This window comes from Flavobacterium sp. LHD-80 (assembly GCF_030929605.1).
Taxonomy (GTDB): Bacteria; Bacteroidota; Bacteroidia; order Flavobacteriales; family Flavobacteriaceae; genus Flavobacterium.
Genome location: NZ_JAVFVS010000004.1, coordinates 652572 through 664671, shown reverse-complemented (window position 1 = coordinate 664671; position 12100 = coordinate 652572). Strand labels below are relative to the sequence as shown.

The 12100-nt window shown below is 33.8% G+C and carries 11 protein-coding genes; 6 read left to right on the top strand and 5 right to left on the bottom strand.

Annotated features, from left to right (window positions below):
* Positions 1-10 precede the first annotated feature (10 nt).
* Positions 11-538, top strand: coding sequence for a hypothetical protein (locus RB619_RS07435; protein ID WP_308095914.1), 528 nt, complete (start codon positions 11-13; stop codon positions 536-538).
* Positions 539-540: 2 nt separating this feature from the next.
* Here RB619_RS07435 and RB619_RS07430 read toward each other — a convergent pair whose 3' ends face one another.
* On the bottom strand, positions 541-984 hold the full coding sequence (locus tag RB619_RS07430) for a nucleoside deaminase (protein WP_308095913.1): 444 nt from the start codon (positions 982-984) through the stop codon (positions 541-543).
* Positions 985-1043: 59 nt separating this feature from the next.
* Between RB619_RS07430 and RB619_RS07425 the strand changes: the two genes are divergently transcribed.
* From RB619_RS07425 to RB619_RS07415, 3 genes are read left to right on the top strand one after another with little or no spacing between them, the layout of a single operon-like run.
* Positions 1044-1964 carry an energy transducer TonB gene (locus RB619_RS07425; protein WP_308095911.1) on the top strand — a complete coding sequence of 307 codons (921 nt, stop codon included), beginning with the start codon at positions 1044-1046 and terminating at the stop codon, positions 1962-1964.
* A gap of 39 nt (positions 1965-2003) precedes the next feature.
* Entirely contained in the window at positions 2004-3791 is a 1788-nt protein-coding gene (locus tag RB619_RS07420; protein ID WP_308095909.1) for a 1-deoxy-D-xylulose-5-phosphate synthase, read from the top strand.
* Between the two features lie 34 nt (positions 3792-3825).
* On the top strand, positions 3826-4827 hold the full coding sequence (locus RB619_RS07415) for a DUF3078 domain-containing protein (protein WP_308095907.1): 1002 nt from the start codon (positions 3826-3828) through the stop codon (positions 4825-4827).
* Positions 4828-4920: 93 nt separating this feature from the next.
* On the opposite strand, the gene RB619_RS07410 is transcribed toward RB619_RS07415, so the two are convergent.
* Complete coding sequence (locus RB619_RS07410) at positions 4921-6267, bottom strand: deoxyguanosinetriphosphate triphosphohydrolase (protein WP_308095905.1); 1347 nt, start codon at positions 6265-6267, stop codon at positions 4921-4923.
* 90 nt (positions 6268-6357) lie between these two features.
* On the bottom strand, positions 6358-6819 hold the full coding sequence (locus tag RB619_RS07405; protein WP_129053166.1) for an Lrp/AsnC family transcriptional regulator: 462 nt from the start codon (positions 6817-6819) through the stop codon (positions 6358-6360).
* A gap of 158 nt (positions 6820-6977) precedes the next feature.
* Between RB619_RS07405 and metE the strand changes: the two genes are divergently transcribed.
* A complete protein-coding gene (gene metE, locus RB619_RS07400; protein ID WP_308095902.1) occupies positions 6978-9302 on the top strand; it encodes a 5-methyltetrahydropteroyltriglutamate--homocysteine S-methyltransferase in 2325 nt (774 codons plus the stop codon).
* Positions 9303-9604: 302 nt separating this feature from the next.
* On the opposite strand, the gene RB619_RS07395 is transcribed toward metE, so the two are convergent.
* Complete coding sequence (locus tag RB619_RS07395; protein ID WP_308095900.1) at positions 9605-10192, bottom strand: outer membrane beta-barrel protein; 588 nt, start codon at positions 10190-10192, stop codon at positions 9605-9607.
* A gap of 185 nt (positions 10193-10377) precedes the next feature.
* A complete protein-coding gene (locus tag RB619_RS07390) occupies positions 10378-10962 on the bottom strand; it encodes an outer membrane beta-barrel protein (RefSeq protein WP_308095898.1) in 585 nt (194 codons plus the stop codon).
* Positions 10963-11108: 146 nt separating this feature from the next.
* Here RB619_RS07390 and gldA point away from each other — a divergent pair, with 146 nt between their 5' ends.
* Positions 11109-12005 carry a gliding motility-associated ABC transporter ATP-binding subunit GldA gene (gene gldA / locus RB619_RS07385; RefSeq protein ID WP_308095895.1) on the top strand — a complete coding sequence of 299 codons (897 nt, stop codon included), beginning with the start codon at positions 11109-11111 and terminating at the stop codon, positions 12003-12005.
* Positions 12006-12100: the final 95 nt, after the last annotated feature.

The window sequence follows — 12100 nt, the reverse complement described above, 5'->3', positions numbered from 1 at the left end:
TTTTTAAATTATGTCGAAATATTCCTCAGAAGATGAGTTCATGATAAAGAACAAGTCGGTAATTGTATACCTTTTTCTAATAATAGCTTTTATTATATCTGTATTATATTTCGACTATTTTGTTCTACCGACTTCAAAAACAAATGACATTATAACGCATTATGCAATAAGAACATCTGGCGGAAAAAATGGTTCTAAACAAAAAGTTTCTTATCATTATTATACACAGAAGGGATTTACGTTTTCAACTGCAAAAGATTATATCGAAGAAAATGATATCGAAATTCAATATTCATTATTATTTAAATCCGTTACAGAAGTAAGATCAAAGAGCAAAGACTACACAAATCTTCTTTCCAACGATTTAAGCGTCAATGGAATTCAGTTTTACTTTTGTGGAGTGCTTCTCCTTTCAATAGCGATAAGTGTAAAAATATTGTTGTCAAAAAAAGGTTTTTCTGAAAACACATTTTATAATATCGTTTGTTTTAACGGTTTTATGATTTTTGTATGTCTTTATATGACGTACTTATTTTGAAGTTATTTACGTCTTTCTAGAAAAAAACGTTTCATCAAATCTGCCGCTTCGTTTGCCATAACTCCAGAAACAACGGTAGTTTTAGGATGCAATTTTGTTCCCATAGCAATGAAACCGCGCTGTTCGTCGCGTGCGCCAAAAACAATTTTTGAAATTTGACTCCAATACAATGCACCGGCACACATTTGACAAGGTTCAAGCGTTACATAAAGTGTGCAATCCTTCAAATATTTCCCGCCAAGAAAATTTGCAGCTGCAGTTATGGACTGCATTTCGGCATGAGCGGTGACGTCGTTTAATAATTCAGTTAAATTATGACTTCTTGCAATAACTTTATCAGCTACAACAACAATAGCTCCAACAGGAATTTCGCCTTTTAAGTAGGCTTCTTCTGCTTCCTGCAGGGCTTTTTTCATAAAATATTCGTCGGTGAAAGGATTTTCCATAAATGCAAAAATAAGGTTTTGAAATAATTTTTATTACATTTAATTTCTGATATCTGAATATGGAAAGAAAATACAAAATAACAATTCCTGAACCATGCCATGAAAATTGGGACGAAATGACGCCAAAAGATAATGGTCGTTTTTGTATGAGTTGTTCTAAGACGGTTGTTGATTTTACATCGATGATACCAGAGGAAATTCAGCATTTTTTTATTCAGAATCAAAGTGAAAAAATTTGCGGAAGATTTAGAAAATCGCAAATAGAAACGATCACAATTCAAATTCCGAGTCGGGTTTTATATTCACAAACACAGTATCATAAAATATTTTTGCTTGCATTGTTTATTGCGATGGGAACCACTTTGTTTAGCTGTCAAGACAAAGACGGAAATAAGAAAAAAATTGACACAATTGAAGTCGTTGAAGATTCTGCGAAGAATCATGACGAGAAGCTACAACAAATTCCGCCTCCACCGCCTCCACCCAAACAAAAAGGGAATCATAAGAATTCTGAAAAGCTAAATAAAATGATTAGCGGAGAAATAATCCCTGAAAATCAGACAACAAACGATAATAAGTCCAAAGATAAAAAGACAGCGTTTTATTCTTCTACTGAAAAAATAAACTGTGAAAAAACAACTAAACAAGATTCTATTGTAGAAGAAGACAACACTTTTTATATGGGTGCCGCTATTGAAACAACGGCACATTATCCGGATGGAATTAATACCTTTTATCAATTGTTTTTAAAAGAATTTAAGATGCCTGAAGAAGTTGAAACTCCCAAGACCCCAGTTATCGTTTCGTTCGTTATAGGAAAAGATGGTTCTTTATCAACATTTGAATTCCCAAAAAATGCAGACCCAAAAATAAAATCTGAAATAATACGGGTCTTAAAAAAATTGCCTAATTGGAAACCTGGAACACAAAACGGCAAGAAAACCATGATAAAATATAGCATGCCGATAGCATTTCAATAAAATTAAATTTAAAACCGTAAATTTGCTTTTTACCTTACAATGAAAAGCAATTTACTTTCAAACATATACAATCCCGCTGATTTACGTCTACTCGACGAAACTCAATTACCACAGCTGGCGAAAGAATTACGAGATTTTATAATTGATATTGTCTCTGTAAAAGAAGGCCATTTAGGAGCCAGTTTAGGAGTTGTAGAACTTACAATTGCTTTGCATTATGTTTTTAATACTCCAGAAGATTTATTGGTTTGGGATGTGGGACATCAAGCGTACGGACATAAAATTTTAACCGAAAGAAGAGAAAACTTTCATACGAACAGACAAATAGACGGCGTTTCTGGTTTTCCAAAAAGAGCTGAAAGTGTTTACGATACTTTTGGAGTCGGGCATTCTTCTACTTCTATTTCAGCTGCACTCGGAATGGCGATTGCGTCTAAATTAAAAGGCGATTTTGATAAACAGCATGTTGCTGTAATTGGCGACGCCTCAATTGCAAGCGGAATGGCTTTTGAAGGCTTAAACCACGCCGGAGTTACTGATGCTAATATTCTAGTTATTTTAAATGACAATGCTATTGGGATTGATCCAAGCGTTGGTGCATTAAAAAAATACTTGACTGCCGTTAAAAACGGTAAAAACCCGAGACAGAATAATATCATCAAATCGCTGAATTTTGATTATTCGGGACCAATTGACGGACATGATTTTCCAACATTGATCAAAGAATTAAATCGATTAAAAAAGATAAAAGGTCCAAAGTTTCTTCACATTGTAACCACAAAAGGAAAAGGTTTGCAACAAGCCGAGGAAAATCAGGTGAAATATCATGCACCAGGAAAATTTGACGCTTCGACCGGAGAAATTCATATAAAATCAGAAGAAAATCTTCCTCCAAAATATCAGGATGTTTTTGGCTTAACTATTTTAGATTTGGCCAAAAAGAATGAAAAAATTATCGGAATCACGCCCGCAATGCCATCCGGAAGTTCCTTAAAATTCATGATGGATGAATTGCCCCAGCGTGCTTTTGATGTTGGAATTGCCGAACAGCATGCTGTAACACTTTCTGCCGGAATGGTAACACAAGGCATGATTGTATATTGCAATATTTACTCTACTTTTTTACAACGTGCTTATGATCAAGTGATTCACGATGTTGCTTTGCAAGATTTACCAGTTATTTTTTGTCTTGACAGAGCTGGATTAGTCGGAGAAGACGGCGCAACACATCATGGGGTTTTTGATATTGCTTATTTAAGAGCAATTCCTAATCTGATTATCTATGCGCCAATCAATGAAATTGAACTGCAAAACATTTTATACACGGCACAATTAGGACTAAATCACCCAATCGCGATTCGATATCCGCGTGGAAGAGGTGTTTTACCGAATTGGGAAGTAGAAAATTTCGGACATTATGAAAAAATTGAAATTGGCCCTGCAAAATGTCTAAAAGATGGTACGAAAGTTGCTGTGCTTTCGACCGGAACAATTGGAAATAATGTTATTGAAGCTTTAAAAGAATGTGGCAATCCAGACAATATTGCTCATTACAGCTTCAGCTTCATTAAACCATTAGACATCAATACATTAAAACACATATTCTCAACCTTTGAACAGATTATTACAATTGAGGATGGGGTAAAAAATGGCGGTTTTGGAAGCGCTATTTTAGAATATGGTGCAGCAAATAATTTTAAAAATAAGATTGAAATTTTAGGTATTCCTGACCATTTTATTGAGCATGGAAGCATTCCGGAACTGCAACATTTATGTAAAATTGACGTTAAAAGTTTAATAAATCTTTTTTCAAACGATTCAAAATAATTATTTTGCACAACCAAAAACTAAAATAAACCTAATGAAATTATTGCGTTCTACCCTTTTGCTGTTATTGCTATTGTGTACTTCACATAACTTTGCTCAGATTATTCAAACTACTTTAGATCCTAATCAACTACCAAAACTCCCATCAAACTGGACTAAAAAAAATCAACTGGGATTTGATATTTCTGAGATCGCGTTTGTAAACTGGAGTGCGGGGGGAACAAGTTCTATTTCGGGTTTATTTAAAGGCGAATTTGGAAGAACTTACATCAAAGGAAATCATAAGTGGGTAAACGAGCTTATTGTTAAATACGGTTTAAATAAGCAAGACGGAATTGAATTAAGAAAAACCGATGACGCCGTTCAATTCAATTCAACTTACGGTTTTAGAAAAGATACCGTTTCAAACTGGTATTATTCTTCAAAATTAAATTTCAATACGCAATTTACAAACGGTTACAATTATCCAAACCGAGACGTTGCGATTTCGAAACCATTTGCGCCAGCTTACATTTTCCTTGGAGCCGGAGCTGAGAATTCAAACAAAAAGAAAAACAGAACTTTCTATTTCTCTCCAATAACATTAAAAACAACTTTGGTTTTAGATCAATATTTAGCAAATCAAGGAGCATTTGGGGTTAAAAAAGCAGTTTATATTGTAGATCCTGCTGATCCAACTGCTAAAATATTAGTCGAAGAAGGTCAGAAAGTAAAAGCCGAGTTTGGTATACTTGCTACAGGATATATGAAAACAGAAATTTACAAAAACGTTTTCTACGAAAATCGTCTGAGTTTATATACCGATTATTTGAATAAATTTGGAAACGTCGATGTCGATTATGACACCAAATTAGATCTTGTTGTTAATGCTTACGTTAAAGCAAATATAGGTTTGCATATTGTTTATGATGACGATATTAAAACCAAAAAAGATGTTATTGACCCAACTACAGGAGCAAAATCACAAGTTAACGACGGACCACGAACGCAATTACGTCAAGTTCTTGGTGTTGGTCTAGTGTATGCTTTTCAATAAATTACTTCAATAAATTACTTCAATAAATATAAAGAAAGAGCCGATAAGACATATTTGTTTTATCGGCTCTTTCTTTTATAGGTAAACAGGAAGTTATCTCTTTTTTCGCCCCTGAATCATTTCGTACAATTCCAGTGCATTTCCATCTGTCAAAAGCGAAACATAATGACAAATATGAAGCAAACGCTCGTATAAATTGCCTTTTTCTAAATGATGTTTTTCAGGAAGCATTTTCAGGATAAGTTTATCATAATTGGAAGCTGTTCCTTCATATTTATTATTAAATGCCGTAATGAATTTATCTAATAAAGTCTGGATAATCTGGTAACCTACAATTTCCTTTTCGATTACTTCACGGCTTTGATAGATTTTATCGACACTTAATTTGATGATATCATTCATCTGCGCTTTGTATTTGCTTTTATCTGTTAAAGCAAAAGGGAAATTTCCAGCTAAAATTGCTTCTTCATTTTCAATAAAAACATCAACAGCATCATTAATCAGAGCACCAATTGCCAAAGCACGTAAATAACTGATTCTATCTTCTTTGGTTTCTAATAATTTGTATTTGGCAACACCAATATTATCTTTTACCAATTTAATTAAATATTCTAAAGCATAATCTTCAGAAACCAAACCTAAATTGATTCCGTCTTCAAAATCGATAATCGTGTAGCAAATATCATCTGCAGCTTCGACTAAATAAGCCAAAGGATGACGTTCAAAACCAATATCTCCTTCTTCTTTATTAGCAATCATTCCCATATCCTGAGCAACTTCTTCAAAGAATAGTTTATCCGATTGAAAGAAACCGTATTTTTTATCCGAAATATTGGTCGTTGGTTTTTTAGGAAGACTCTCTTTTGGGTATTTCATAAAGGCCCCTAAAGTCGCGTACGAAATTCTAAGTCCCCCTTCAATTCCTGGACGGCTTGCTGTAAGTACCGAAAATCCGTTGGCATTTCCTTCAAAATCAATTAAATCCTGCCATTGTTTTGCGGTAAGCTTGTCTTTGTATTTTAATCCTTTTCCGATTGAAAAATATTCGCCAATCGCTTTTTCACCAGAATGTCCAAAAGGCGGATTCCCAATATCGTGCGCCAAAGATGCGGCCGCAACAATAGCGCCGAAATCATTCATATGATAACCGTGAATTTCTTTTAAATAAGGATATTTTTCAATGATTTTTTTACCAACCAAACGTCCTAAAGACCTTCCTACAACAGAAACTTCTAAACTGTGCGTCAATCTTGTATGAACAAAATCTGTTTTTGAAAGCGGAATAACCTGTGTTTTATCCTGCAAAGATCGAAACGCCGATGAAAAGATAATTCTGTCATAATCGACTTCAAAACCTAAACGTGTATCATCTTGTTCTACGCGTAATCTTTTGCTTGTATCTCCTTGACGTTTTAATGATAAAAGTTGTTCCCAGTTCATTTGATTTTAGATTGCAGATTATTGATTTTAGATTTTAGATTGAGGATCTAAACATCAAAAATACATTTTATTTTAAGATTTTCTTTCTCTTTAAAATTCTAATGCCGTACTATGCTTAATTTCTCCCATTACAAAAATACTATTCGTATTTCCAATGTTTTCAATTGTTGACAATTTATTCATTACAAAATCCTGATAACTAGCCATATCCTTTACTAGAATTTTTAGCATAAAATCATAATCGCCGGCAATATTATAGCATTCAATAATTTCAGGAAGTGCGACAATATCTTTCACAAAATTGCTTCCCACATTTTTGGCGTGTTCTTTTAGGCGGACGTTACAAAAAACCGTCATGCCGCGATTCATTTTTTGCTTGTCTAACAACGCTACATATTTAGTTATAAAACCATCTCTTTCTAATCGTTTTATACGTTCATAAACTGGCGTAACCGTTAAGAATAATTTACTTGCAAGGTCTTTTGTATTGATATTGGAGTTCTCCTGAAGATGTTTCAGGATCAGCAAATCGGTTTTATCTAGATTTTCCATAGTTTTTTTTACTGCTAAAGGTTCATTTAAAAGATAATCACAGTAAATAAATCTTTAAATTAAGGTCTAAAAAATACATTTTACTGAAATAAAGCTCAAATATAAGTTTTAAAATCCATTAACATAAATTTGTTCAGTAAAAAATACTGAATCAAAAAATGAAAACAAACAACTTAGGTTACCCACGAATTGGCAGCAACAGAGAACTTAAAAAAGCATCTGAATTGTACTGGGCTGGAAAAATTTCTGCTGACGAACTTATCGCAACCGGAAAAGAAATCCGCAGCAAAAACTGGCATTTGCAAGCCTCAGCAGGCGTTGATTTAATTCCGTCTAACGATTTCTCTTTTTATGATCAAGTTTTGGATTTAACTTTAACTGTTGGAGCAATTCCGGCACGTTATCATGAATTAGCAAAAAACAATTCGGCTTTAGATTTGTATTTTGCAATGGCAAGAGGATCACAAAAAGAAGGTCAAGATGTTGTGGCAATGGAAATGACAAAATGGTTCGATACCAATTACCATTATATTGTTCCTGAATTCACGAAGAACCAAAAGTTTGAATTGTTTTCTGAAAAAATAATCAATGAATTCAAAGAAGCAAATGCTATCGGAATTAAAACAAAACCCGTTTTAATTGGACCAGTTTCGTATTTATTGTTAGGAAAAGAGAAAGAAGAAGGTTTTCACAGAATTGAGCTTATTGATGCTTTGCTTCCGGTTTATTTCGAAATTCTAGAAAAATTACAAGCCGAAAACGCCGAATATATTCAACTTGACGAACCTTTCTTAGCCTTAAATTTAACGGATAAAGAAAGAAACACTTTTACTAGTGTTTATAACGAAATCAACATTCGTTTTCCAAAACTTAAAATTGTTTTAGCGAATTATTTTGACTGCTTTGGAGAAAATCTTGAAACTGCTTTGGCTTTGCCCGTTGACACTTTCCATTTAGATTTGGTTCGTTGTCCGCTTCAGTTAGATGATATTTTGGAGTCTGGAAAATTGGCTTCAAACGCAAATCTTTCACTTGGAGTTGTTGACGGAAGAAATATCTGGAAAAATGATTTCAAAAAATCATTAGAAATAATCAAAAAAGCGGTTGATGCTTTAGGTGAAAGCCGAATTTTAGTTGCGCCTTCTTGTTCTTTAATTCACAGTCCGTGCGATTTAGATTTAGAAACAAATGACGAAACACTAACGCCAGAAATCAAACAATGGCTAGCTTTCGCGAAGCAAAAAATCAATGAAATTGTAATTTTAAAGCAATTATCTGCTTCAAACGAAATTGACGTTAAAAACTCTATTGATTACGAAAGAAATGTAATTGCAAATGAAAACCGCAAAACGTCAAAACTAATTCATAATAACGAAGTGAAAGCGCGTGTTGCCGGAATTACAGTTTCTGACGACCAACGAAAAAGCGCATTTTCTGTAAGAAGAAAAAGCCAAATCGAAGCTTTAAAATTACCATTATTTCCAACAACAACTATTGGATCTTTCCCCCAAACCGCTGAAGTAAGAAGCTGGAGAGCAAAATTCAAAAAAGGAGAATTATCTACTGAAGAATACAACGATTTAATCGAAAAAGAGACCGAAGCTACCATTCGTTTTCAAGAAGAAACCGGAATTGACGTTTTAGTTCACGGAGAATTTGAGCGCAATGATATGGTGGAATATTTTGGCGAACAACTATCTGGATTTACATTCACTAAAAATGGCTGGGTTCAAAGTTACGGAAGCCGTTGTGTGAAACCGCCAGTTATTTACGGTGACGTTTCAAGACCAACTCCTATGACTGTAAAATGGTCAAAATACGCGCAATCTTTGACTCCAAAATGGGTAAAAGGAATGCTTACAGGTCCGGTTACAATTCTGCAATGGTCATTTGTTCGTAATGATCAGCCTCGTTCTGAAACTTGTACACAAATCGCTTTGGCCATTCGTGATGAAGTTGTCGATTTAGAAAAAGCTGGAATCAAAATTATCCAAATTGATGAACCAGCAATTCGCGAAGGTCTTCCTTTAAGAAAAGAAGAATGGGCTAAATATTTAGATTGGGCTGTTCGCGCTTTCCGTATTTCTGCAAGTGGCGTAAATGATGACACCCAAATTCACACACACATGTGTTACAGTGAATTCAACGACATCATTCAAAATATTGCCGATATGGATGCCGATGTCATCACAATTGAATGTTCTCGTTCGCAAATGGAGCTTTTAGATGCGTTTGCCAACTTTAAATATCCAAACGAAATTGGACCAGGAGTTTATGATATTCACTCGCCTCGTGTGCCTTCAAGCCAAGAAATGGTGAAATTATTAGAGAAAGCTTCGGCTGTAATTCCGGTAGATCAGTTATGGGTAAATCCTGATTGCGGACTAAAAACCCGTCATTGGGACGAAACTAAAAAAGCCTTAATTGAAATGGTAAATGCAGCACAAGAAATGAGAACTGCAGTTGAAAATCCTGTGAGTTAATACTTTTATTTAAATATAATTTTTGTTTTTTTATGTCAGCGAGTGGAGCCCAAAATTAGTTATGATTCGGTTTTGGCTTCACTCTTGCTGGCATTATTTTTTTTATTTAGAAGCAGAAATTTCGTTTTTATAACACGTTCAATCCCGCTATCCGCTATATCTTTTCCTGGCTAAAGAAGCCAGAAAAAGGATACCACTTCTATCGGGGCTAAGCTAGAACTTTTTATTTTCAGAAGACATTTTAGTTTAAAAAAAAAGCATCCATTAAAACGGATGCTTTTTTTTTATATGCTGTTTCGAAATTAAAAATTCTTTGAAACTCCTACAGAAAATGCTTTTCCTAAATTAAAATTAAAGCTCTTAATAACATTTACACCATCTTCATAATTATAAGTATTATAGTTTAAGCCTCCAATATTAAAATTCAAACCAAATCCCTTATGAACATTAATGAAAATTGCAGGAGTAAGACCAACATAAAACCCATTGGCTTTATTATCTGTCGAAATAGCGCCATTAATGCTGGTATTTTTTTGATTAATAAAACCTGATCCTAAATCTACGTAAGCAGAAAAAGTTTGATTTAAAGGTTTAGTATAACGCAAAAAACCTCCTAAAGAAAAATAATCTGATTTGTTTTCAGAATATTGAACTGTACGGAATTCCGTTTTTGAGGTTCCAATTCCTCCTTCAATACCAGCAGTCCAGTTTTCATGAAATTGGTATCCCACTTTTGGCGAAAAAATAAAAGATCTGGATTTAGTTTCTGAACTTTCTGCTGATCCATTCTGAGAATTATATTCAATACTTCCCATAACTAATATAGATCCTTTTTGAGCATTTGCATAACTGCATAAAGTTAATGCAAGAATAAGTAACATTTTTTTCATGTGTGTATGTATTAAAATTTTGTAAGTATTTCGCAACAACAATGCCACTATTTTTAATCATTCTAAACATAAAACAAAACAAACTGATTCACAGCCACTTAATCGAATAAAAAATTATCTGATTCCCGAAAAATAAAAAAGCACCCCAAATTGGAGTGCTTTCTGAAATTGAATAAAAATTAAGATTAGAAGTTTTTAGAAACTCCAATATTAAATGTCTGACCAAAGTTGAAGAAGAATTTACTGTAATCTTCTCCATTGTTATCAAAACTTAATGTTTCGTAACCTAAACCACCAATATTGAAGTTTAGACCAAAACCTTTTTTCATGTTAATAAAAAGTGCTGGAGTTACACCAATGTACGTACCATCTCCTTTATATTTCACATAACTTTTTCCGTTATTAGCGTAGATCTTGTTTTTTTCGCTTTGGAAACCTGCTCCCATATCAGCAAAAACAGAAAATGTTTGGCTTAACGGTACAGAATAACGTACAAAAGCTCCAATTCTAAAATTGTTGTCTTTACGGTTCGAACCTACTACATCAACATCAGATGAACTTGCAGAGATCTCTCCCCCCACAGTCCAATTATTATTAAATTGGTAACCTACTTTTGGGGAAAAAGTAAATGTACTTGTTTTCTCTTCGCTAAATTGGTATTCTGATTTTTCAGAAGTGTAACCAATGTTTCCAGCTACTAAGATTGTTCCTTTTTGCGCATTTGCAAAACTGCAGATAGCTAGGGCAGCTATCACTAAAAATTTTTTCATGATTTGGGTAAATTTTAATTTAGCATTCCTTTAACAATAACGATGCCGTGAATAAAGGGCTCTCCTCTTTTTTATCATTATTTTTAAAAGACAAAATGTAGCAATCGAAACTATTTCTGTTTACTTTTGCAGTAAATAAAAAGTCAATGTCGATAGAAGTAAACAGCATATCAAAAAGTTACGGAGAGCAAAAAGCTTTAAATGAAATTTCTTTTAAAATTGAGAAAGGAGAAATCGTTGGATTTCTTGGTCCAAATGGAGCTGGAAAATCTACTTTAATGAAAATTTTGACCACCTATTTACTTTCCGATAGTGGCTCAGCCCTTGTAAATAGCCACGATGTCATGACAAACACTAAAGAGGTACAACGCTCGATTGGGTATTTGCCAGAACATAATCCGCTCTATTTAGATTTGTATGTTCGTGAGTATTTGGCTTTTAATGCCGATGTTTATAACGTTCCAAAATCACGAATCGAAGAAGTAATTCAACTGACAGGACTGACACCAGAAAGCCATAAAAAGATAAGCCAATTATCGAAAGGATACCGCCAGCGCGTTGGACTTGCGAATGCTTTATTGCACAATCCCGATGTTTTAATTTTGGATGAACCAACTACAGGTCTGGATCCGAATCAGTTAATGGAAATTCGAAATGTAATCAAAAATGTAGGGAAAGATAAAACCGTTTTTTTATCAACACACATTATGCAGGAAGTCGAAGCAATTTGCGATCGTGTCATCATTATTGATAAAGGACAAATTGTAGCTGATAATAAATTAGACCATTTAGTGTCTGCCAATAAAGAGCAAGTTATTGAAGTTGAGTTTGATTATCAAGTAGAACAACAGCTTTTGGCTAAGCTGGAAAATATCACTTCATACGTTAACACACATGACATGACGTGGGAACTGACTTTTGTAACGGAAAAAGACATGCGTCCAGCAATCTTTGATTTTGCCAATGAAAATGGATTAAAAACTTTACAACTGAATCAGAAAAACAAAAATCTAGAAGCTGTTTTTAGAGAAATTACGAAGTAGTTTTTCAAAACAATACAATATTAAAACCAATTTGTTCTTAAAGAATAAATTGGTTTTTCTTTTTTCAGCTGACTCTTAAAACTTTCTTTTTAAAT

Bases quoted from the DNA above. Each gene is read 5' to 3' on its own strand.
- RB619_RS07435 (WP_308095914.1), top strand. From the start codon at position 11: ATGTCGAAATATTCCTCAGAAGATGAGTTCATGATAAAGAACAAGTCG.
- RB619_RS07430 (WP_308095913.1), bottom strand. From the start codon at position 984: ATGGAAAATCCTTTCACCGACGAATATTTTATGAAAAAAGCCCTGCAG.
- RB619_RS07425 (WP_308095911.1), top strand. From the start codon at position 1,044: ATGGAAAGAAAATACAAAATAACAATTCCTGAACCATGCCATGAAAAT.
- RB619_RS07420 (WP_308095909.1), top strand. From the start codon at position 2,004: ATGAAAAGCAATTTACTTTCAAACATATACAATCCCGCTGATTTACGT.
- RB619_RS07415 (WP_308095907.1), top strand. From the start codon at position 3,826: ATGAAATTATTGCGTTCTACCCTTTTGCTGTTATTGCTATTGTGTACT.
- RB619_RS07410 (WP_308095905.1), bottom strand. From the start codon at position 6,267: ATGAACTGGGAACAACTTTTATCATTAAAACGTCAAGGAGATACAAGC.
- RB619_RS07405 (WP_129053166.1), bottom strand. From the start codon at position 6,819: ATGGAAAATCTAGATAAAACCGATTTGCTGATCCTGAAACATCTTCAG.
- metE (WP_308095902.1), top strand. From the start codon at position 6,978: ATGAAAACAAACAACTTAGGTTACCCACGAATTGGCAGCAACAGAGAA.
- RB619_RS07395 (WP_308095900.1), bottom strand. From the start codon at position 10,192: ATGAAAAAAATGTTACTTATTCTTGCATTAACTTTATGCAGTTATGCA.
- RB619_RS07390 (WP_308095898.1), bottom strand. From the start codon at position 10,962: ATGAAAAAATTTTTAGTGATAGCTGCCCTAGCTATCTGCAGTTTTGCA.
- gldA (WP_308095895.1), top strand. From the start codon at position 11,109: ATGTCGATAGAAGTAAACAGCATATCAAAAAGTTACGGAGAGCAAAAA.